At 57.9% G+C, this 20,591-nt stretch carries 20 protein-coding genes; 12 read left to right on the forward strand and 8 right to left on the reverse strand.

The window, feature by feature from the left end:
- Positions 1-43 precede the first annotated feature (43 nt).
- Complete coding sequence (locus KIF87_RS00150) at positions 44-1,240, reverse strand: sugar transporter (protein WP_213327510.1); 1,197 nt, start codon at positions 1,238-1,240, stop codon at positions 44-46.
- A gap of 177 nt (positions 1,241-1,417) precedes the next feature.
- Here KIF87_RS00150 and KIF87_RS00155 point away from each other — a divergent pair, with 177 nt between their 5' ends.
- Together KIF87_RS00155 and KIF87_RS00160 are read left to right on the forward strand one after the other, a co-directional pair.
- A complete protein-coding gene (locus tag KIF87_RS00155) occupies positions 1,418-2,206 on the forward strand; it encodes a PhzF family phenazine biosynthesis protein (RefSeq protein ID WP_159514159.1) in 789 nt (262 codons plus the stop codon).
- Between the two features lie 27 nt (positions 2,207-2,233).
- Positions 2,234-3,025 (forward strand): PhzF family phenazine biosynthesis protein, encoded by a 792-nt coding sequence (locus KIF87_RS00160; protein ID WP_213327511.1) that lies wholly within the window; start codon positions 2,234-2,236, stop codon positions 3,023-3,025.
- Here the strand turns inward: KIF87_RS00160 and KIF87_RS00165 are convergent.
- From KIF87_RS00165 to KIF87_RS00190, 6 genes are all read right to left on the reverse strand, one after another.
- Entirely contained in the window at positions 3,022-3,699 is a 678-nt protein-coding gene (locus KIF87_RS00165) for an SDR family NAD(P)-dependent oxidoreductase (RefSeq protein WP_213327512.1), read from the reverse strand. The genes KIF87_RS00160 and KIF87_RS00165 overlap by 4 nt on opposite strands.
- Before the next feature lies 1 nt (position 3,700).
- A complete protein-coding gene (locus KIF87_RS00170) occupies positions 3,701-4,171 on the reverse strand; it encodes a NanQ anomerase/TabA/YiaL family protein (protein WP_213327513.1) in 471 nt (156 codons plus the stop codon).
- Complete coding sequence (locus KIF87_RS00175; protein WP_213327514.1) at positions 4,168-5,331, reverse strand: sialidase family protein; 1,164 nt, start codon at positions 5,329-5,331, stop codon at positions 4,168-4,170. Before KIF87_RS00175 ends, KIF87_RS00170 begins: the two co-directional genes overlap by 4 nt.
- A 1-nt stretch (position 5,332) precedes the next feature.
- Positions 5,333-6,733, reverse strand: coding sequence for a sodium:solute symporter family protein (locus tag KIF87_RS00180; protein ID WP_213327515.1), 1,401 nt, complete (start codon positions 6,731-6,733; stop codon positions 5,333-5,335).
- A 76-nt stretch (positions 6,734-6,809) separates the two neighbouring features.
- A complete protein-coding gene (locus KIF87_RS00185) occupies positions 6,810-7,694 on the reverse strand; it encodes a dihydrodipicolinate synthase family protein (protein ID WP_213327516.1) in 885 nt (294 codons plus the stop codon).
- Complete coding sequence (locus KIF87_RS00190; protein ID WP_213327517.1) at positions 7,687-8,853, reverse strand: iron-containing alcohol dehydrogenase; 1,167 nt, start codon at positions 8,851-8,853, stop codon at positions 7,687-7,689. Before KIF87_RS00190 ends, KIF87_RS00185 begins: the two co-directional genes overlap by 8 nt.
- A gap of 173 nt (positions 8,854-9,026) precedes the next feature.
- Between KIF87_RS00190 and dtnK the strand changes: the two genes are divergently transcribed.
- From dtnK to KIF87_RS00210, 4 genes are all read left to right on the forward strand, one after another.
- Positions 9,027-10,244 carry a D-threonate kinase gene (gene dtnK, locus KIF87_RS00195; protein ID WP_213327518.1) on the forward strand — a complete coding sequence of 406 codons (1,218 nt, stop codon included), beginning with the start codon at positions 9,027-9,029 and terminating at the stop codon, positions 10,242-10,244.
- Positions 10,237-11,223 (forward strand): D-threonate 4-phosphate dehydrogenase, encoded by a 987-nt coding sequence (locus KIF87_RS00200; protein ID WP_213327519.1) that lies wholly within the window; start codon positions 10,237-10,239, stop codon positions 11,221-11,223. Before dtnK ends, KIF87_RS00200 begins: the two co-directional genes overlap by 8 nt.
- Position 11,224: 1 nt before the next feature.
- Complete coding sequence (locus KIF87_RS00205) at positions 11,225-11,986, forward strand: DeoR/GlpR family DNA-binding transcription regulator (RefSeq protein WP_193939623.1); 762 nt, start codon at positions 11,225-11,227, stop codon at positions 11,984-11,986.
- An 81-nt stretch (positions 11,987-12,067) separates the two neighbouring features.
- Positions 12,068-12,550 carry a GNAT family N-acetyltransferase gene (locus KIF87_RS00210; RefSeq protein ID WP_213327520.1) on the forward strand — a complete coding sequence of 161 codons (483 nt, stop codon included), beginning with the start codon at positions 12,068-12,070 and terminating at the stop codon, positions 12,548-12,550.
- Here KIF87_RS00210 and ptrR read toward each other — a convergent pair.
- Positions 12,504-13,382 (reverse strand): putrescine utilization regulator PtrR, encoded by an 879-nt coding sequence (ptrR, locus tag KIF87_RS00215; protein ID WP_213327521.1) that lies wholly within the window; start codon positions 13,380-13,382, stop codon positions 12,504-12,506. The two genes, KIF87_RS00210 and ptrR, sit on opposite strands and share 47 nt — an antisense overlap.
- Before the next feature lie 98 nt (positions 13,383-13,480).
- On the opposite strand from ptrR, the gene sad reads away from it, so the two are divergent.
- The 6 genes from sad (at position 13,481) to KIF87_RS00245 (ending at position 20,564) form a co-directional block, all read left to right on the forward strand.
- On the forward strand, positions 13,481-14,869 hold the full coding sequence (gene sad, locus KIF87_RS00220) for a succinate-semialdehyde dehydrogenase (RefSeq protein WP_213327522.1): 1,389 nt from the start codon (positions 13,481-13,483) through the stop codon (positions 14,867-14,869).
- 122 nt (positions 14,870-14,991) lie between these two features.
- Positions 14,992-16,581, forward strand: coding sequence for a methyl-accepting chemotaxis protein (locus KIF87_RS00225; RefSeq protein WP_213327523.1), 1,590 nt, complete (start codon positions 14,992-14,994; stop codon positions 16,579-16,581).
- A 62-nt stretch (positions 16,582-16,643) separates the two neighbouring features.
- Positions 16,644-17,570: a glutaminase B gene (gene glsB / locus KIF87_RS00230; protein WP_121423726.1), complete on the forward strand. Its 927-nt coding sequence runs from the start codon at positions 16,644-16,646 to the stop codon at positions 17,568-17,570.
- Positions 17,570-17,926, forward strand: a complete 357-nt coding sequence (locus KIF87_RS00235) for a DUF4186 domain-containing protein (protein ID WP_063142784.1) — start codon at positions 17,570-17,572, stop codon at positions 17,924-17,926. The genes glsB and KIF87_RS00235 overlap by 1 nt, the downstream gene beginning before the upstream one ends.
- A 113-nt stretch (positions 17,927-18,039) precedes the next feature.
- A complete protein-coding gene (locus KIF87_RS00240) occupies positions 18,040-19,479 on the forward strand; it encodes a sensor domain-containing diguanylate cyclase (protein ID WP_213327524.1) in 1,440 nt (479 codons plus the stop codon).
- A 119-nt stretch (positions 19,480-19,598) separates the two neighbouring features.
- A complete protein-coding gene (locus KIF87_RS00245; RefSeq protein ID WP_213327525.1) occupies positions 19,599-20,564 on the forward strand; it encodes a sensor domain-containing diguanylate cyclase in 966 nt (321 codons plus the stop codon).
- The last annotated feature ends 27 nt before the right edge of the window (positions 20,565-20,591 follow it).

Raw genomic sequence — 20,591 nt, forward strand, 5'->3', positions numbered from 1 at the left:
TTGTAGGCCGGGTAAGCGCAGCGCCACCCGGCACAAACAAACCTCACCCGTGCTGACCCTGTTCCTCCAGCGCCACCGGCCATTTACGAAAGATGAGCACCGACCAGACCAGCGCCACCAGTGCCGGAATGGCGCCCAGATAGCCAATCGCCGACATCGATACGTGAAGTATTACCTGATTTCCCACCAGCGCGCCCGCGCCAATCCCCAGATTGAAAATCCCGGAGAACAGCGACATGGCAACGTCCGTTGCATCCGGCGCCAGGGCCAGAACTTTCACCTGCATGCCCAGACCAATAATCATGATCGCCACGCCCCAGAACAGGCTGAGGATCGCCAGGTGGCTCTCACTGCCTGCGGCAGGCATCAGCAACAGCAGGCAGGCCAGCAGCAGACCGATAGCGCTGCTCACCAGCGTCGAGGCGTGTCGGTTACCCAGCTTACCGAACAGCACGCTGCCAATAATGCCCGCTCCGCCGAGTATCAGCAGTAAGACGGTGGCAAAGTTGGCGCTAAAGCCCGCCACCACCTGCACAAAGGGTTCAATGTAGCTATACGCCGTGTAATGGGCCGTCACCACAATGACGGTCAGCAGGTAGATACTCAGCAGCGCCGGGCGACGCATCAGCAGCGGCAGGCTTTTCAGCGAGCCGGAATGCTCGCTCGGCAGCGCGGGCAGCAGCTTAATCAGGCACACCAGCGTAACCAGCGCCCCCATACCAATGGCGAAGAACGTCGTACGCCAGCCGAAGTATTGCCCCACGATGCGGCCAATAGGCAGCCCCAACACCATCGCCAGTGCGGTACCGGTGGCAATCAGGCTCAGCGCCTGCGCGCGTTTCCCCGCCGGTGCCAGGCGTATCGCCAGCGACGCGGTGATCGACCAGAACACCGCATGGGCAAAGGCAATGCCGATGCGGCTAATGACCAGCACCGTAAAACTCCACGCCATAAATGACAGAACATGGCTGACGATGAATAAGGCAAACAGGCCGATCAACAGCCTGCGCCGCTCCATCTGGCTGGTCAGCAGCATAAACGGCAAGGACATCAGCGCCACTACCCAGGCGTAGATGGTCAACATAATGCCCACCTGAGCCGTTTCCATCTGGAAACTTTCAGCGATGTCAGACAACAGCCCAACCGGAACAAATTCTGTGGTGTTAAAAATAAACGCGGCAATGGCCAGCGTGACCACGCGTAGCCACGCAACCCTGCGGGAAACTGTGTTCGTTGTCATAGGGATGTCGAAGATTCGTTGCTGAAAAGAAGAGGAGACGATCTTAAAACGTCGTACGGCGAAAACTCAACCATTATGTGATGCAGATCTCAATATTTACCTTATGAAAGCGGTAGCCGGGAACGCTGTTTTCATTGAATATAAAAGAACAACACAATAAAAACAGGCGGTAAGACAATGCAGGAGATTGATTTTTATCTGGTAGATGCGTTCAGCGATACCTCGTTCGGCGGCAACCCGGCAGCCGTTTGCCCGCTGAAAGCGTGGTTGCCCGATGAGACCTTACTGAAAATGGCGCAACAGCATAATCAGTCGGAAACGGCTTTTTTCGTCTGCAGTAAAGGGGGCATTGAGCTACGCTGGTTTACCACGCTCACCGAAGTCAATCTCTGCGGCCACGCTACGCTGGCGGCCGCGCACGTGCTCTTTACCGAACTGGATTACCCGGATTCACGGATCCACTTTGATACCGCCTCTGGCCGCCTGACGGTCAGCCGGGAGGGGGAGTGGATGACGCTGGACTTCCCGGCATGTCCAACCCATGAAGAGACGCCCCCGCCGGAGATGCTTTCGGCGCTGGGTATCAGCCGCTACGTTGAAGCCCGTAAAGGGCGCGCCTGGCTGATCGTTCTGGAAAATCGCCAGCAGGTTGAAGCGCTTGCGCCACGCTTCTCGGCGATGACGCCGGGCGAGCATAAGGTGAGCGTTACGGCGCGCGGTGAGGGGGAATATGATTTTGTCAGCCGCTTTTTCTCACCGGGCGTTTCCGTCCCGGAGGACCCGGTCACCGGCTCCGCCCACACGATGCTGATCCCCTACTGGAGCGAAAAGCTGGGCAAAACGACGATGTTTGCCCGTCAGGTTTCAGCGCGCGGTGGTGATGTACGCTGTGAGCTGAAAGGTTCGCGCGTGCTGATGAGCGGGCAGGCCACACTTTATCTGAAAGGCACAGTTTTTCTGCGCTAAATAGCCATAACAAAAGAGGAAGAGACAATGCAGGAAATTGATTTTTATCTGGTGGATGCCTTCAGCGACAAAACCTTTGGCGGCAACGCCGCAGCGGTATGTCCTCTGGAAGAGTGGCTGCCGGACGAGACGCTGCTCAAAATGGCGCAGCAGCATAACCAGTCTGAGACCGCCTTTTTCGTGCGCACCGACGGTGGGTTTGAGCTGCGCTGGTTTACCACGCTGGATGAAATTAACCTGTGCGGTCACGCTACGCTTGCCGCATCACACGTCATTTTCGAATACCTTGATTACCCGCATACCGAAATAACCTTCACCACCCGCTTCGTGGGTGAACTGACGGTTAAACGCAGCGGCGACTGGCTGACGCTGAACTTCCCCGCATGGTCGACGGAGGTTGTGGATAATCCTCCCGAGGTGCTGTTTAGCGCGCTGGGCATCACGGCGGCAAAAGAGGTGCGCGTCGGACGGGATTACATGGTGGTGCTGGAGAGCCAGCAGCAGGTGGAAGCGTTAACGCCGGATATTGGGGCCATGCTTCCGCTGGATAAAATGGTCTGCGTGACGGCGCCGGGAGAAGAATATGACTTCGTCAGCCGCTTCTTCTGCCCGGGCGAAGGGGTGCCGGAAGATCCGGTCACCGGATCCGCCCACAGCATGCTGATCCCGTACTGGAGCGAAAAGCTGGGCAAAACGTCACTCAATGCCCGCCAGGTGTCGTACCGTGGCGGGGATCTGCGCTGCGAGCTGAAGGGCGACCGCGTGCTGATTGGCGGCCAGGCGACCCTGTATCTGAAAGGGCGTGTCTTCCTGCGCTAGCTGAGGGAGGCGCCGCCGCATATCACCATCTCCTGGCCGGTGATGGCGGCGGCGTCTTCGCTAAGCAAGAAACTCACCAGTCCCGCCACCTCTTCTGGCGCGATTAAACGTCCGATTGGCGGACATTTCGGGGGTGAGGTTTCCCGCCCTGGGGCGCTGAGCATCGGCGTTTGGGTGGCCCCAGGCGAGACCACGTTAGCCGTGATCCCGCGCGGGGCCAGTTCCGCCGCCCAGCTCCTGACCATTCCTACCATCGCCGCTTTGGTGGCAACATACTGCGATCGTCCTGCTGCACCACGAGAGGTTCTGCTGCCTATCGCCACAAAGCGTCCGCCGGCAGCCATAGAGGGCGCATAATGGTTAAACAACGCCTCACAGGCCCGGACGTGGAGCTGCCACAGTGAGGCGCTAACGCGGCTTTCCAGCTGGCCCAACGGCGCGGCTGCCATCATCCCGGCGGCATGAATTACTGCCTGGGGCGCGGCGATGGTGTGCAGCGCATTGCACAACGCATCAGGATCGGTGATATCAACGCGAAGGCTTGTGAAGCCGGGCGTATCCAGCATCACGGCTCGGCGGCTGAGCCCGGTGACCTGCCAGCCCTCCGCCAGTAATCGCTTAACGATGGCCTCACCAATTCCGGAGCTGGCCCCGGTGACGACGGCGTGACGCATGTCAGACCTCCAGCATAGCGCGGGGAACCTTAAACACCGCTTTGCGGACCATCATCGGGGCCTCTACGGCGCATAGCGCCTGGTGAGGTTCTCCGGGATAAAAGACCACAAAGTCACCCTCGGCAAGCCGGACCCTGACGCTATGTTCGGCTGTTGAAGCAATAAAGAGATCCGGTTTACGTTCTTCATCTCCCGCTCTGCCTGCGGGAAGCGCTCCAGCATAAATATGCTCTTCACCCGCCAACACAATCTGGATGTCCGCCCACTGATGATGGTATTCCGTATGCCGGTCTGCGCGCGGCTGCGTCTGCGCCGGGCCAATGTGGCAAAACCACGGCGAATTCTCAGGCTGCCAGCGTCCGTCACCGCGTTCGCAGAGGGCCTTCAGCGTACAGTCCGGGCGGGAAAGCAGGGCGTATAGCGCCGACGGTAGCCCTGCCAGCGGCAGGGCGTTGAGATGCCCGATAATCATATTACCCCCTTGACCCATTCTGGCGTCACCCGCACGTATTTGATGGCCTGGCGGAAGTAGGTGTAAGCAATATGAAGATTGCCCTCAGGTCCCTGCTTGATGCTGGGATAAGAGAATTCGCGATTGAGTTTTTCCATGGAGTTGTTGGTCATGCAGTAACCATCCCCTTCATCCAGATGACGCTGCCACGGCCAGCTTTTCCCGCCGTCCGGCGAAATGGCGATGGTCATCGGCGCGCGCGGCGCGCCCCAGAAGGCAGTCCGCCCGCTGGTGACCACCGGCTCTTTACGACCGTCACCATCGTCAATTTCATCGTATAGCGATGCGCGACGTTCACGCGCACCGGCGGCGCTCATGGCGTTAAAGACCAGCGCGAGTTCACCGCTGGCAAGGGTTGTCATCTGGATAGAGGAGTTGTTGTTGGGTAGCTCCGTCGGCTCCGGTACTGACCAGCTTTCGCCGTTATCCGTTGACTGGCTGTAATAAATATTGTCCGCCCAGCGGCTGCGGAACAGCGCCACCAGGGTGCCGTTGTGAAGCGGGGTAATATTCATGTGTACACAGCCCAGGCTTTCCGGCACCTCGACATCGCGCCACGTTTTGCCACCATCTGCGGAGATTTTCACCGCGCTGATATCGTCGTTTCCGACCCATTTCTCTCCCGGCCGGGTGCGGCAGTAAAATACCGGCAGCAGCCAGCTGCCGTTGTCCAGCACGACAATGGGCTGGCGAATAAACGTGCCCGGTTTATCGAGCAGGGTTGCGATATCCCCCCAGGTTTTCCCCAGATCGCGAGACTGGCGATAGCGAACAATAGCCGTGTCCTGATTACCGGAAATCTGTGCGGTCCACAGCAGCCACAGCACGTTGTCCGGGGCCAGGAACAGAACCGGGTTTTGCTCGGAACGCGTGGCATCGTCCGACAGTTTTACCGCATCACTCCACTGCTGGCCGCCCGGAGCCAGGCGTGAACCCCATACGGAGATATCCGCAATACCTTCCTGGGTTCCTCCGAACCAGACGCACATCAGCGAGCCATCCGGGAGCGGCAGCAGATTCGCCGCGTGGTTTTGTGGGCAGGAGGAAGGCAGCATGGCGGCCTCCGTGCGGGCATCCTGTTGCGGGCGAACAATCCCGTCGGGGGTTACGGTTACAGACATATCAGACTCCATTATTTTCAACGGGGGTTGGCGCTTTTCCCGGAATGAGACGGTCGATCACCATGATGACGGCAGGGGTCAGCAGGGCAATGTACATATTGTTGATGCCGAAAGGATCGCCCAGCAGATACCAGACGGAGGTCACGACGCAGGCACCAATCAGGCCCGCATTGGCACCACGGGTGCTGCGGAAGAACGGGGCGTAGAAGGCGATAACGGCCACCACTGAAATCGACAGGCGAATAGCGCGGGTAAAGAACGAGAGCTTCAGGACTTCAGGCACCAGCAGAACAAAAATCAGCGGCAGGAAACCAATCAGCAGGGAGATCCAGCGGGTGGCCTTAAATTCCTGCTCAGGCGTCGGGTTGCGCATCGGCACGTAAAAGTCTTTTACCACCAGGGAGGCGATCGCCAGCGCAACGGTACTGACGCTGACGAAAATAGACGCCACCAGAGAGGTGGTGACCAGACCGGCCAGCCACGGGTTCATATCCTGCAGGAAAATCGGCATCGCATACAGGCTGTTAATCTCCGGGTGCAGGTATTTTGCCGCCACGCCGATTACCGCGATGGCCAGCGCAATCGGCAGGCAGAAGAAGAATGCAACCCAGGTAGAGCGTTTGGCCGATTTCACGTCTTTGGTTGAGGAGATGGCCTGAATCACAAACTGGGTACAGAAGATGGAACCAATGGTGCCGATGAGCCAGGCGAAAATGGTCGACGCGCCGATATTGCCATCCCAGGTCCAGTAGAAGTCCGGCATGTTTTCAACCATTGGCGCGAAGCCGCCCGTCTTAGACAGCGCAAAGCCCATGATGACCAGAATGCCGAAGTATTTCAGAGCGCTGTGCAAAACCGTCACCCAGGCCACACCCTTCATGCCGCCAAAGGCGAAATAGAAGGTACTGACGATGGCCGTAATGAAGGCGGCAACGGGGAGATTTACTTTCAGTACCGTGGAAATGGCCGCCGCGCCGCTAACGTAATTCCCCACGTTAACCAGCAGCAGGGCATAGATCATGATGATGGAGATAATGTTTTTGGTGCTGTTACCGTATTTTTCAGCAATCGCACCAGAGATGGTGATTTTCCCGGTGCTGTAGATGCGTTTTACCAGCAGCAGGCCAAAGAGCGGGAAGCCAATTGCGGCCCCGATGACGGACCAGGACGCAGCAAACCCGTCTTCAAACGCCGCCTGCGCGGTGCCGATAGTGGATTTGGCGCCGATATACTCGGACATCAGCAGGATCCCGACAATAAACGCCGGCATCGCGCGGGAGCCTTCCATAAAGTCCCCGGAGTTTTTACTGCGGATCCGGAAGGTTAGCCAGGTCGTGAACAGGATGTAGACAATGACTATGCCCACAATGATCAGGGTATCTTCAGCGGTAAAATTATTCATCTTTGCCTCTCTTCAGGGCGAGTGAATCCTGGGCACCTCGGGCACCCGGTATTCTTATTGACGAAACAAACGCCGTTTAGTTAAGTGACGTCGTCACTATTCGGCGTATCTGTTGGCACTGCTGCTCGCTAAACGCCACGGCATAGCGGCTTTCTCCGACGTCTTCCCCCATGATCTGCAGCGCTTTTTTGACTGCGGCAGGCGAAAACGCCACGTTGTAAAGCTCGGTGCGAAGCTGGGTGACGCGCTCCTGCGCCAGACGAGAACCGTCAATATCACCCGCGTTAAAGCGTGACCAGATGGCGTTGATGGCCTCCGGCGCCACGTTCGCCAGCCCGGAAATGCAGGCTGAACATCCGTCGACGAAGCCCTGATGGATAAGCGAATCCGGGCCGTTCAGCACGTCGAATCCGCCAATGTCGCTCACCGCATTGAGGAATCCGCTCAGGCTCTCGTAACTTCCGGCACTGTCTTTAATACCGATAATGTTCGGATGCTCGGCCAGCGCGCGTGCGGTAGCGGGCTCAATGGTGTTGCCGGTACGCGCCGGAATGTTGTACAGAAATACCGGGACGGCTAGCGCGTCGGCGATAGCGGTGTAATGTGCGACGAGTTCAGCCTGCTTCAGCGGAACGAAGTAAGGGGTAATGACGGAAACGGCGTCGACGCCCAGCGAGGCGATCTGTTTTCCGAGGCGGATGGTTTCACGGGTCGAGATTTCCCCAATGTGCGCCACTACCGGGGCGCGCCCGGCAACCGTTTCCACACAGGTACGGGTAACGGCGATTTTTTCTTCTTCGTTCAGCACGAAGAACTCACCGTTTGTGCCGCCGCAGAAGATGCCGTTACCAGCATTAAGTTGACGATCGATCTGTTGTTTAAGGCCCGGTAGGTTCAGCGCGCCTTCCGTGTCAAAGGGGGTCACGATGGCCGTCAGTACGCCCCTGATGTTGTTATACATGATTCACTCCCTGGCTATTCATGTTGGGAAACAGTGTCCGGTAAATCGCCTGCACCTCGTCGTGGTTGACCTGACAAGGGGCGTTGTTCATTAGTCGCTTAACGTTAAGGGCCGCATCGCTCAGGGAGGGGATGTCGTCGCGCGGTACGCCCAGCGCCTCCAGGTTGTCCGGCAGGTTGAGCCTGCGAACCAGCGCGGCAAAGTACTCCACCAGCGCGTGGGATTTCTCTTCGTCTGACAGCGCCGTATCCGCACCGGGCACCAAATCCCATACCTGCGCAAATTTCGTCACGCAGTGGGGGCGAACCGCTCGCATGCAGGGTGCCAGAAGAATGGCGTTAGCGACGCCGTGCGGCAGGTGATATTTACCGCCGAGCGGATAGGAAAGAGCGTGAACCAGGTGGGTGCCTGCATGCGCAATAGCAACCCCGCCGTAGTAAGACGCCCACAGCATCTCCAGCTTCGCCAGCAGATTTCCCGGTTCGGCGCAGGCCGTTTCAATGTTGTTCAGCAGCTTAGCCAGTCCCGTCAGCGCGGCGTTATCGCTGACCGGGTTGGCAACCGTTGAGGTGAAACACTCAATCAGATGACACAACGCGTCAATCCCGGTAGATGAGGCAATATGCGCGGGCATGCTGGTGGTCAGCTCTGGCAGCAGGGCGACGTAATCGGGCAGCAGTACGGGGGAGATAATGCCCACTTTCGTGTTTTGCTCCGGAATCGCAAGAATGGCATTCGGCGTCGCTTCCGAGCCGGTTCCGGCAGTGGCCGGGATCAGCAGAGAGGGGATGCGCGCCTCAGGTTTTATGCCCGCCAGAAGGTTATCCAGCCCCGGCGACAGCGGATGACACAGCACTGAGAGCAGTTTGGCCACATCCAGTACGCTACCGCCGCCGATCCCCACGATAAGCCCAAACGTCCCGCTTAACCCCGCGAGCAGCTGGCTGACATCGTGGTGGGAGGGTTCAGGCGGCACGCTGTCAATAATCGTGACGCGGCGGTTGTCCTCTTCGAGGAGCGCGCGGATCTGCTTTGCTGCCTCCAGACGCGCAATGTTGCCGTCCGTCACCAGCAGCAGCTGCGTTTTATCAGTGAGTAACGGCCTGATGGCGGCGATGGCATTCGCGCCGCTAATAATGGTGCTGTTGATCGTAACCACGCTTTTCTCCTGTCTCTGTGTCCATGATTGATTTCGCTCAAATAAGGCGCTTCATGGTCATCGTGTGGCTAAATTTATAATTTATTCGCAAACTGATTAACTTGATCTTGCTCACATATGATCAATCATGATTGAATATAATCATTTGCAGGAAAGGCGAACCCGGAGTGGGGATGAAAGTGAACAATCTGTACAGAGAGGTCGTGGTCGTCGCAGATGACTTTACCGGTGCTAACGATGCCGGCGTCAGCCTGGCGCTGTGCGGCAAAAAAGTCAGCGTGGCGTTTCATACACCTTTTACCCAGGCGACCGATGCGCTGATCGTCAATACCGATTCCCGGGCGCTGTCGGCATGGGAGGCGGCCGAAAAGGTGGCCGCACTCGGGGCGGATATCGCGAATGCCCGCTGGCTTATCAAAAAAATGGATTCGACGCTGCGCGGCAACGCGGGGGCCGAGTCACAGGCCCTGAAGACATTAAGCGGCAAGCGCCAGGTGATTGTTGCCCCGGCATACCCCGCGGCAGGGCGGATCACGCGGCACGGCAGGTGTCTGGTAAACGGCATTGCGGTGGACGAAACCGAATTTGCCAGCGATCCCAAAACGCCCGTTCCGTCTGCCGCGATTGCTGACCTTTTTCGCGACGTGAGCGGTAAAAACGTGACCGTGGAGACGCTGGCAGCCGAACTGGCGCAGGGAACGGAGTGGATCTTCGTTGATGCGCAGACCGACGAGGAGCTGGACGCCATTATCACCGCAGCAATGACCTGCGCGCAGATGCCGCTGCTGGTGGGCTCTGCCGGGCTATGCGATGCGCTGGCCCGTCATCTGGCCCCGGCGCGACGCAAGCAGCTGTTGGCCGTGGTGGGATCGATGAGTGAGATCGCTCAACGCCAGGTCGCACTGGCCACAGGTGCTTCCGGCGTCTCGTCGGTATTCATTGATGTGAATGACGTTTTGCGCGGCGTTACGGCCGGGTATCTCGCCCGGATCGCGCAGTTGCTACAGGCTGGGCATCACTGCATTGTTCATACCTGCGCGGGCAATGATGCTCGCCATCAGGTCGAGCAACTCTGTCGGCAGCATCACGTCACCCGGGCTGGCCTGGGCGAAAAAATCTGTACGTTTTTAGGCGAACTGACCCGACAGGTGCTTGCGGTGCACGAGCCGGACGCGCTGTACGTCTCCGGTGGCGATGTGGCGATGGCCGTTGCCAGGGCACTTGGTGCGCGGGGGTTTGAGATCGCCGGGTGCGTCGCACAGTGCGTACCTTACGGAAAATTTCTGGGTTGCGGCTGGCAGCAGCCGGTAATGACCAAAGCAGGGGGCTTCGGAAAGGAAGAGACGCTGCTTGAGGTTTTGCATTTTATCGAGGAGAGACTGAGTGACTAAAATCATTGCTGTAACCATGGGTGACCCGGCTGGCATTGGCCCGGAAATCATTATCAAATCCCTCACCGAAGGCGAGCTTTCAGGGGCGCCGGTTGTTGTCGTGGGCTGCGCCAGAACGCTGCAGCGGGTGCTGGATAAAGGGATCGCCGGGCAGGCGGATATACGTCTTATCGCTGCGGTGAGAGACGCGAAATTTGCCCCTGCCGTGATTAACGTGCTGGACGAACCGCTGGCCGATCCTGATGCGTTAAAGCCGGGTGTCGTTCAGGCTGCAGCAGGGGATCTGGCCTATCGCTGCGTGAAGCGAGCCACCGAACTGGCGATGGCGGGCAAGGTGAAGGCTATCGCGACGGCTCCTCTGAATAAAGAGGCTTTGCATCTCGCCGGTCATCTCTATCCGGGTCACACCGAGCTGCTGGCGCATCTGACCGACAGCAAAGATTACGCCATGGTGCTGTATACGGATAAGCTGAAGGTGATCCACATTACCACCCACATTGCGCTGCGCAAATTCCTTGATACGCTCAATCAGGATCGGGTAAAAACCGTGATTGGTATTGCGGATAGCTTCCTGAAACGCGTCGGGTTCACTCATCCTCGCATTGCCGTTGCCGGTGTAAACCCGCATGCGGGTGAGAACGGCCTGTTTGGTGACGAAGAGATTAATATTGTCGGCCCGGCCGTTGAGGCAATGAAAGCGCAGGGGCTAAACGTCACCGGACCGTGTCCGCCGGATACGGTATTTATGCAATGCCACGAAGGAATGTATGACATGGTCGTTGCGATGTATCACGATCAGGGGCATATTCCGCTAAAATTGCTCGGCTTTTATGACGGGGTGAATATCACCGCCGGGTTGCCGTTTATCCGTACCTCTGCAGACCACGGAACCGCGTTCGATATTGCCTGGACCGGTAAAGCGAAGTCTGAGAGCATGACGGTGTCTATCCAGTTGGCTATGCAAATTACACGGGAATGATATGAAGGGATATAACCGGTTAGAGCAGATAATGGATTACCTGAAAGGGCATAATCTGGTGACGGTGGATCAGCTGGTGGCAATTACCGACGCCTCTCCGGCAACGATCCGCAGGGATTTGATTAAGCTCGATCAGGAAGGCGTGATTAGCCGTACCCATGGCGGCGTCACCCTTAACCGGTTTATTCCTTCCCAGCCCACGACGCATGAAAAAATGCAGCGCAGTCTGGCGGAAAAACACGCTATCGCCAGCGCGGCAGCGAGCTTTGTTAAAGCAGGGGACGCCATTGTGCTGGATGCTGGCACCACGATGATTGAACTCGCTCGTCAGCTGACGCATCTGCCGCTTCGCGTGATCACCAGCGATTTGCACATTGCGCTGTTTCTCTCGGAATTCCGACAGATTGAAGTGACGATTATCGGCGGGCGTATCGATGATTCGAGCCAGTCCTGCATCGGTGAACACGGCCGTCGCCTGCTGCAAAACGTCTGGCCGGACGTGGCTTTTGTCAGCTGTAACGGATGGGATATCACCCGCGGCATAACCTCGCCGACGGAAGAGAAGGCCGCGCTGAAGCGCGATTTAATTGCCAATGCTAAACGCCGCGTGCTGCTGGCGGACAGCTCCAAGTATGGCGCCTGGTCACTGTTTAACGTGGCGCATCTTCATACCCTGACGGATATCGTGACGGACAGCAGGCTGGATGAGACGACACAGGCCGAGCTGAGGGCGTTAGATGTCCAGCTGACGCTGGCGTCATGACATAAGTTAATACTATGTAGCACCCCGGCAGGCCTGAGCTATGTTGAAATTTAGCCTCACATAAAAAGCAAGGAGCCTGCCATGTATTCCATTACCTCTGAATCTGCACGTCATCCGGACATTCTCAAACTGATCGCGGCGCTTGACCGCTATCAGGGCGAGCTCTATCCCGCCGAAAGCAACCATCTCCTCGACCTCGCTGCGCTGCCTGATACATCGCTTATCCTGATGGTCATACGAGACCAGCAGCTGCGCGCCGTGGGCTGTGGAGCTATTGTTCTCAACGGTGACGGAACGGGGGAGATGAAGCGGGTCTATATCGATCCGGCCCATCGCGGGCAGCATCTCGGCGAGACGCTGCTGGCTGCCCTGGAAGATGAAGCCCTGAGCCGCCATTGTCACACCGTAAGGCTGGAGACGGGCATCAAACAGCGCGCCGCGGTTCGTCTGTATGAGCAGTGCGGGTACGATTTGCGTCCGGCGTTTGCCCCGTACGCTGAGGACCCGCTCAGCCTGTTTATGGAGAAGGCGCTGGTTGAAGACGTTCGTTTAGCAGCGCTATAAAGGCTTCCAGCTGGCGGGTCATCGCCCCGCGTCGCCACACCAGCCAGGTAGTGAGCCAGCGCCAGTTTTCCGCCAGCGGCCAGGCTTCAACCTGATGATGTCCCGGCATACTCTCCAGCATCGAGCGCGGCATCAGCGCGATGCCCGCGCCCGCAATAACGCAGGCGAGCATGCCGTGATAGGACTCCATCTCATGAATGCGGCCGGGCGTGGCTCTGTCCGCATGAAACCAGCTTTCCAGGTGTCGGCGGTACGAGCAGTTCGCGCGAAAGGCATAAACGTCGCTGCCGCTGACCTGCGCGGCGCGCGTCACCTCCGCATGCCCGGCAGGCGTGACCAGCATCATCTCTTCCCTGTAGACCGGCATGCCCTCCAGCTCCGGGTGCGACAGTGGCCCGTCGACAAAGGCGGCGCTTAGGGTTCCCTCCAGTACGCCATCAATCATTGTCCCGGAAGGCCCGGTAGAAAGGGCAAACTGGATGCGCGGATAGCGCTGGTTAAACTGCGCCAGCGTTTCAGGAATGCGCACCGCGGCGGTGCTTTCCAGCGCGCCGAGGGCAAATAACCCCTGCGGCTCATCTCCCGCGACGACCATGCGCGCTTCATCCACCAGGGCGAGGATCTGCCTGCTGTAGCGCAGGAAGTTATGCCCGGCGGGGGATAGGCGTAAGCGCTGGTTCTCACGAATAAACAGCTCAACGCCAAGATCGGCTTCCAGCTGGCGGATGCGGGTCGTCAGGTTGGACGGCACGCGATGCACCTTCTGCGCCGCCTGGGTGATGCTGCCCGTCAGCGCGACGGCGTTAAACATTTCAAGCTGGGTTAAGTCCATAGCATTCTCGTTTCGTGAATAAGGTGGTTAGTATTATTCATTTTTAAGAAATAGCAGAGTGAGCCACAATGAATCAACCGAAATGCGTGGAGAACATCATGAAATATTCATCTGCTACACATGCCCTCTCTATTAACCCGGCAACGGGGGAAACCCTCGCTGCGTATCCCTGGGCGACGCCGGAAGAGGTTGAACGCGCGATTGCTCAGTCTGACGCGGGGTATCGCCAGTGGCGACGCGAAAGCGTGTCCCACCGGGCGCAGAAGCTGCGGGATCTCGGCGCCGCGCTGCGAAACCGCGCGGAAGAGATGGCGCAGATAATCTCCCGTGAAATGGGGAAACCCATCCTGCAGGCGCGGGCGGAAGTGGCAAAATCCGCCGGTCTGTGCGACTGGTATGCCGAGCATGGCCCGGCGATGCTGCGTGCGGAGCCTACGCTGGTGGAAAACCACAACGCGGTCATTGAATACCGTCCGCTGGGGCCGATTCTTGCGGTGATGCCATGGAACTTCCCGCTCTGGCAGGTGCTGCGCGGCGCGGTGCCGATCCTGCTGGCAGGTAACAGCTATCTGCTTAAGCATGCGCCAAACGTGCTCGGCTCTGCGGATCTTATTGGGCAGATTTTTGCGGATGCCGGTTTCCCTGAAGGCGTATTCGGCTGGGTGAACGCCACCAATGACGGCGTAAGCCAGGCGATTAACGATCGCCGTATTGCGGCCGTGACCGTCACCGGAAGCGTGCGTGCCGGTGCAGCCATCGGCGCGCAGGCGGGGGCCGCGCTGAAAAAATGCGTTCTTGAGCTGGGTGGCTCCGACCCGTTTATCGTTCTCAACGATGCCGACCTGGATCTTGCCGTGAAGGCGGCGGTGGCGGGTCGCTACCAGAATACCGGGCAGGTGTGCGCGGCGGCGAAACGTTTTATCGTCGAGGAGGGTATCGCAGAGGCCTTTACCCGGCGTTTTGTCGAGGCCGTTTCTGCGCTGAAGCTGGGCGCACCGGATCGGGAAGAGAACTTTATTGGCCCGATGGCGCGTTTTGACCTGCGCGACGAACTGCATCAGCAGGTGCAGGCCACTCTGGCCGAAGGGGCAACGCTTCTGCTGGGCGGAGAGAAGATCGGCGGAGAGGGCAATTACTACGCGCCAACCGTGCTGGCCAACGTCACCCCGTCGATGACGGCGTTCCGCCAGGAACTGTTTGGTCCGGTCGCGGCCATTTCTGTTGCGAAAGACGCGGAGCACGCCCTGACGCTTGCCAACGACAGCGACTTTGGCCTGTCCGCCACCGTCTTCACCGCTGACGCAGCGCTGGCGGATAAATTCTCCCGCGAACTGGAGTGCGGCGGCGTGTTTATCAACGGCTTTAGCGCCAGCGATGCGCGCGTGGCCTTCGGCGGCGTGAAGAAAAGCGGCTTTGGCCGCGAGCTTTCCCACTTTGGGCTGCACGAGTTCTGCAACGTGCAAACGGTGTGGAAGGATCGCGTGTAATTTATCGCCCGCCTGTGATTTCGGCCCTCATCACGAGGGCCGTTGTCATTTATCTGCAATGGTTCTGTCATTTTCATTTCGTAGACTCGCACGCGTCTAACGCATTGTTAATGAAGATAATTATGAACCTAACGCAAATTTTTCGCCGTATTGCGCAGCGTCTCACCCCTCGTCACTTTGGCCTGCTGACGGGTATCTTTTGCATTATTGGCCTTTTCTCCGCGCTGCAGCTCTCCTCATCATTCCTGCTTAACGCCTCCCTGAACGACGCCCAGCGTAATGAGCAGCAAAACCTGCTGGCCTGGCAGCAGCAGAGCAAGCTGGATCTGGCCCGCGTTTCCCTGCTGGCGGCAAGCGATCTGCTTAACCGGTCCGGCGTCTGGTTTATGCAGGATAAAGAGACCGGTTCCGACGGAAGCTGGCATAGCCTGATGGACGATGCGCAAAAGGCGCTGACGGTTTCTCAGCAGGCGTGGAAGGCCTGGCAGGCGCTGAATCCGCCGAAAGACGATGCCCTGGTGAACAGCTATCAGCTTTTCTACGGCGCGATCAAAGAGCAGGCAGACGGGCTTCTCAAGACCAATACCATCGACGCTTTTTTTGCCGTACCGGCTCAGGCGTTTCAGTCTGATTTTAACGACAACTATGCGCGCTATCAGCAGGCAAGCGAGAAGCAGGCCATGCAGGGGCGCCAGAGCCTAATGGCACAGCTCTCCGGCCTGCAAACGTTGTTCCTGTTTGCGCCGGGGCTGCTGCTCGCCATCGCGGTTGCCGTCTGGTTCGGCATGTCCAGATGGGTCATTACGCCGCTGCGTCGGTTGATTGCGCATATTAACCGGCTGGCGGCAGGGGATCTCTCCGGCACGCCGCCGAACGTCATGCGCTTCAACCGGGAGATAGGGCAGCTTAGCGACAGCATTGCGACGATGCAGCACGGTCTACAGCAGCTGGTGACCCAGGTCAGCCATGCCACTGCCACCATGGTGGAGAACATTGGCTCCCTGGCGGAGGGTAATCAGAAGCTGTATCAGCAGTCAGCGCGCCAGGCGAAAGAGCTTGAGGATGTGACGGCGCATATCGCGTCGCTGGAAAGCCATGTGGAAGGGAATACCGGCTATGCCAGGCTCGCCAGCTCGCGGGCCGATGAAGCGCGGCAGGCCGCCGTGGGTGGCGACCAGATGATGTCTACCGTCAATGCGTCCATGCAGGCGATCGTCGACCGATCTTCTGAGATGCGCGGGATCGTGGCGATGATCGACAGCGTGGCGTTTCAGACCAACATCCTGGCGCTAAATGCGGCCATCGAGGCGGCCCATGCCGGAAACCAGGGGCGCGGCTTTGCCGTCGTCGCGCGGGAAGTCGGGCTTTTGGCCAGAAAAAGCAGCCACTCGACGCAGACCATTCAGGAGCTTATTAACCGCTCGCTGCAGGGCATTGAAGACGGTTCTCGAGCCGTTACCCTGATGGAAGAGAATTTGCAGCAGGTCACCGGTCTGGTGGGCAATTTAAGCAGTTTGCTTAATGAGATCTCAACCGCCACGCTCAGTCAGGGGGACAGTATTCACCAGATGACGCGCCAGCTTCAGGCGCTGAATCAGGTATCCCGTCAGACGGACCTGCTGGTCTCTGACGCCTCGGATGCCTCTGAGCGGCTGCAAAAGCAATCCGATCTTTTATTGCAGGCCGTTTCGCGTTTTCGTCTTAGCGCCTGACGCAATACATAAGCCTCTGTTATACTCGCAGCCCGTTTTAGCCTGAGGGCAAGGAGCAAAGTGTGGCTGCGGTCATCCATAATGAGATGTTGGACGAGATTCTGGCGCAGGTTCGTCCGTTAATTGGAAAGGGGAAGGTTGCCGACTATATTCCGGCCCTTGCCTCGGTAAGCGGGAATAAGCTGGGGATTGCTATCTGTACCATCGACGGACAGCGATACCAGGCAGGCGATGCAACGGAACGTTTTTCCATTCAGTCCATCTCGAAAGTGCTGAGCCTGGTTGCGGCGATGCGCCAGTATGAAGAAGACGAGATCTGGGAGCGTGTCGGTAAAGATCCTTCCGGCCAGCCTTTTAACTCGCTGCTTCAGCTTGAGATTGAACAGGGTAAACCGCGAAATCCCTTTATCAATGCCGGGGCGCTGGTGGTCTGCGATATGCTGCAAAGCCGCCTCAGCGCACCGCGCCAGCGAATGCTTGAGATTGTTCGCCAGCTCTCGGGCGTTGACGATATTGCCTATGATGCGGTGGTGGCACGCTCGGAGTTTGAACACTCCGCCCGTAACGCGGCTATCGCGTGGCTGATGAAATCCTTCGGTAATTTCCACAACGACGTGGCGACCGTGCTGCAAAACTACTTCCATTACTGCGCCCTGAAAATGAGCTGCGTTGAGCTGGCTCAGACGTTCCTGTTCCTTGCGCACCAGGGGCACGCGCCGCATCTCGACCAGGAGGTTGTTTCTCCGCTTCAGGCTCGGCAGGTTAACGCGCTGATGGCCACCAGCGGGATGTATCAAAACGCCGGTGAGTTTGCCTGGCGCGTTGGGCTTCCGGCTAAATCGGGCGTCGGCGGCGGGGTCGTGGCGATTGTGCCGCATGAAATGGCGATAGCCGTCTGGAGCCCGGAACTGGATGAAACGGGAAATTCGCTTGCCGGCGTGGCGGTTCTGGAGAAACTGACCCAGCGCCTGGGGCGTTCCGTATACTGATGTCCGATCTGGATCCTCTCTTTTCCCGCCTGGCGCGATCGACATTTCGCTCGCGCTTTCGCTTAGGCGATAAGGAACGACAGTACTGCTGGGACAAAGGCCCCGAAACCATTGACCAGCATGCCGCGGATTTTGTCGAAAAGCGCCTTGCGCCCGCGCACCCCGCAAACGACGGTAAACAGACGCCCATGCGCGGTCACCCGGTGTTTATCGCCCAGCATGCCACCGCCACCTGTTGTCGGGGCTGTCTGGCAAAATGGCATAATATTCCACAGGGCGTGACGCTCACCGCGCCGCAACAAAATTATATCGTCAGCGTCATCCACCACTGGCTGGTGCTGCAGATGAACGCCTAAATTTGACGAGTTATGCTCCCGTGGTATTTGTGTTATAGATGCATCCCAAGTTAGTCCCGATCATGCTGACGACCGCAATAATTGCCATAAGCTTTCATATGGAATGATATTTAATGCGTTCTGCTCTTACCGCTTTCAGGCCGTTCCAGGTTGACACGCCGCTGCGAAATGCATCGACGATCTTCATCCTCACCACCTTATTCTATTTTGTGGGCGCGGAATTACGGCTCGTTGAGGCCCTGTCGCTGTTCTGGCCGCTGAACGGCGTCATGGCGGGGATCTTCGCCCGCTATGTTTACCTGAATCGCCTGCACTACTATGCGGTATGTTATGTCGCGATGCTGTTGTACGACGCGGTGACGACTAACTGGGGGATAGCCTCAGTGGTGATTAACCTGTCTAACATGATCTTTATCGTTGTCGTCTCCGTACTGGTTCAGCGCGACAAGCGGCTGATGAAGAAAACCCCCGATCCGCTTAACGCATTACGCCTGTTTAACTACTGTCTGATTGCCGCGCTGCTTTGTGCCTTGCTCGGCGCGGTGGGGTCTGTTGGGATTGACAGTCATACCTTCTGGCCGCTGTTTGCCGACTGGTTTAGCGAGCAGTTCTCAACCGGCGTGCTTGTTGTGCCCTGTATGCTCACGTTGCGTATGCCCGGGCGTGAACTCAGGTTACGTCTGGAGCAGCTGCTGCCGGTGATGGCGCTGATCGTCTCGGTGGTCGCGTCGGTGGTGATTGGCGGAGCGGGGAGCCTCTCGTTTCCTCTGCCTGCGCTTATCTGGTGTGCGGTTCGTTACTCATTGCCTGCCACCTGTCTGCTGACGTTTATCACGGGCGCCACTGAAATTATTCTGGTCGCCAACTCGATTATTAATATTGCCGTGGCCACGCCGTTTACGACGACAATGATGTTTTCAGCCCGGCTGGGCATTGCCACGATGGCGATCTGCCCGGTGATGGTCTCCGTCAGCATGGCGGCGATTAATTCCCTGATCCGTCAGGTTTCGCTGAGGGCGGATTATGACTTTTTAACGCACGTCTACTCGCGTTCCGGGCTTTACGAGGCGTTAAAGCATGAAGAGACGTACCGGCATACACGTTTTCTGACCGTCATGCTGCTGGATATTGATTACTTCAAAAGCATTAATGATAACTACGGCCACGAGTGCGGAGACCGCGTGCTGGCGTCGTTTGCCCGACAGGTTCAGCAGGTGGTTGGCGAAGACGGCATGGTGGCGCGTATGGGCGGGGAAGAGTTCGCTGTGGTGGTCAATTCAGGCGACGCGCAGCACGGTTTCGCACTGGCTGAACGTATCCGATCCACCGTTGCCAGCCATCCTTTTACATGGCGTCACCAGACGCTCTTTCTGACGGTCAGTATTGGCCTCGGAAGCGGAAAGGCTGAGTCGTGGCAGTTGACCGAGGTCTTCAACAAGCTCATGGCCGAAGCGGACGATCATCTCTATCGTTCAAAAAAAGCGGGTCGAAACCGCACCAGCGCCCGGGTGGCGGACGAGCAAATTGCCGCGCCCTCCGGGAGTGAAACATAGCTGCGTTAATCGTCATAAGGCATTGACGTGAATAGTAAGCGGCTTAACAGGCTGTCAGAACACTGACAATGTCTCTGTTTAAGCTACGCTTTTAGTAACGCTTTACGTCAGGAGACATTATGAAAGCACCTGCAACCCCTGAAAATGAAACAGACAGACTCAACTCGCTGCGAGAATCAGGTCTGCTTGAGATCGACAGTTCCCCGGCGTTTGACCGATTAACGCGTCTGGCAAAACGCTTCTTCCAGGTGCCGCTGGCGATGGTCAATCTCATTGATGAGCATTCGCTAATCGTGAAGTCGGCCGACGGCCAGGCGCCCGGCACCGTTCCGCGTAACATCTCATTTTGTGGGCATACGATCCTCGCCGAAGCGCCGCTGGTGGTGGGGGATATGCTTCAGGACGATCGTTTCGCGGATAACCCGCTGGTGGCCGGTGAACCTCGCGTGCGGTTTTACGCGGGCTTCCCGCTGCGCCTGCGTGACGGCGCTAGCGTTGGCTCGCTGTGCCTGATTGATTACGCTCCTCGGGAGTTTTCTGCCGCCGATCTCGCCGTGCTGGGAGACCTTGGCGCGCTGGCGGAAGATGAATTTGCTGCCATCAGCGCGGCGACCACGGATGAATTAACCGGGCTATTCAACCGTCGGGGCTTTAATCAACTCGTGCGCTTCACGCTTTCCGTTGCCCGGCGCCGGGCCGAGCCGCTGACGCTCGGCTGGCTGGATTTGGATCGCTTTAAGGAAATTAACGATCGCTTCGGGCATGAAGAGGGGGATAAGGCGCTGAAAGCCATGGCGCAACTGATGCGTGCCTCTTTCCGTGAAGCGGATCTGCTGGTTCGTTTTGGCGGGGACGAGTTCGCCGTGCTGTTCGCGGATACGGATGAGCAGGGCGCCTGGATTGCCATGCAGTATCTCGCCGAGCAGGTCGAAAGCTATAACGCCCGGAAGCTTCACCCCTGGTCGCTCCACTTCTCATGGGGGCTAAGTGAATTCGATCATAACGGCAACGACCTGCAGCAGTGGTTAAAAGAGGCCGATGAAAAAATGTATGCCATGAAGCAGCAGCGCCAGCGCACCCGGTGACATAACAAAAGCCTATGTCCGATCCGT

The organism is Enterobacter sp. 120016, from assembly GCF_018383635.1.
GTDB classification, from domain to species: domain Bacteria; phylum Pseudomonadota; class Gammaproteobacteria; order Enterobacterales; family Enterobacteriaceae; genus Enterobacter; species Enterobacter asburiae_D.

What these genes read in the sequence shown, in the direction of transcription:
- KIF87_RS00150 (WP_213327510.1), bottom strand. Translation starts at nt 1,240, where the DNA reads ATGACAACGAACACAGTTTCCCGCAGGGTTGCGTGGCTACGCGTGGTC.
- KIF87_RS00155 (WP_159514159.1), top strand. Translation starts at nt 1,418, where the DNA reads ATGCAGGAGATTGATTTTTATCTGGTAGATGCGTTCAGCGATACCTCG.
- KIF87_RS00160 (WP_213327511.1), top strand. Translation starts at nt 2,234, where the DNA reads ATGCAGGAAATTGATTTTTATCTGGTGGATGCCTTCAGCGACAAAACC.
- KIF87_RS00165 (WP_213327512.1), bottom strand. Translation starts at nt 3,699, where the DNA reads ATGCGTCACGCCGTCGTCACCGGGGCCAGCTCCGGAATTGGTGAGGCC.
- KIF87_RS00170 (WP_213327513.1), bottom strand. Translation starts at nt 4,171, where the DNA reads ATGATTATCGGGCATCTCAACGCCCTGCCGCTGGCAGGGCTACCGTCG.
- KIF87_RS00175 (WP_213327514.1), bottom strand. Translation starts at nt 5,331, where the DNA reads ATGTCTGTAACCGTAACCCCCGACGGGATTGTTCGCCCGCAACAGGAT.
- KIF87_RS00180 (WP_213327515.1), bottom strand. Translation starts at nt 6,733, where the DNA reads ATGAATAATTTTACCGCTGAAGATACCCTGATCATTGTGGGCATAGTC.
- KIF87_RS00185 (WP_213327516.1), bottom strand. Translation starts at nt 7,694, where the DNA reads ATGTATAACAACATCAGGGGCGTACTGACGGCCATCGTGACCCCCTTT.
- dtnK (WP_213327518.1), top strand. Translation starts at nt 9,027, where the DNA reads ATGAAAGTGAACAATCTGTACAGAGAGGTCGTGGTCGTCGCAGATGAC.
- KIF87_RS00205 (WP_193939623.1), top strand. Translation starts at nt 11,225, where the DNA reads ATGAAGGGATATAACCGGTTAGAGCAGATAATGGATTACCTGAAAGGG.
- KIF87_RS00210 (WP_213327520.1), top strand. Translation starts at nt 12,068, where the DNA reads ATGTATTCCATTACCTCTGAATCTGCACGTCATCCGGACATTCTCAAA.
- ptrR (WP_213327521.1), bottom strand. Translation starts at nt 13,382, where the DNA reads ATGGACTTAACCCAGCTTGAAATGTTTAACGCCGTCGCGCTGACGGGC.
- sad (WP_213327522.1), top strand. Translation starts at nt 13,481, where the DNA reads ATGAAATATTCATCTGCTACACATGCCCTCTCTATTAACCCGGCAACG.
- KIF87_RS00225 (WP_213327523.1), top strand. Translation starts at nt 14,992, where the DNA reads ATGAACCTAACGCAAATTTTTCGCCGTATTGCGCAGCGTCTCACCCCT.
- KIF87_RS00235 (WP_063142784.1), top strand. Translation starts at nt 17,570, where the DNA reads ATGTCCGATCTGGATCCTCTCTTTTCCCGCCTGGCGCGATCGACATTT.
- KIF87_RS00240 (WP_213327524.1), top strand. Translation starts at nt 18,040, where the DNA reads ATGCGTTCTGCTCTTACCGCTTTCAGGCCGTTCCAGGTTGACACGCCG.
- KIF87_RS00245 (WP_213327525.1), top strand. Translation starts at nt 19,599, where the DNA reads ATGAAAGCACCTGCAACCCCTGAAAATGAAACAGACAGACTCAACTCG.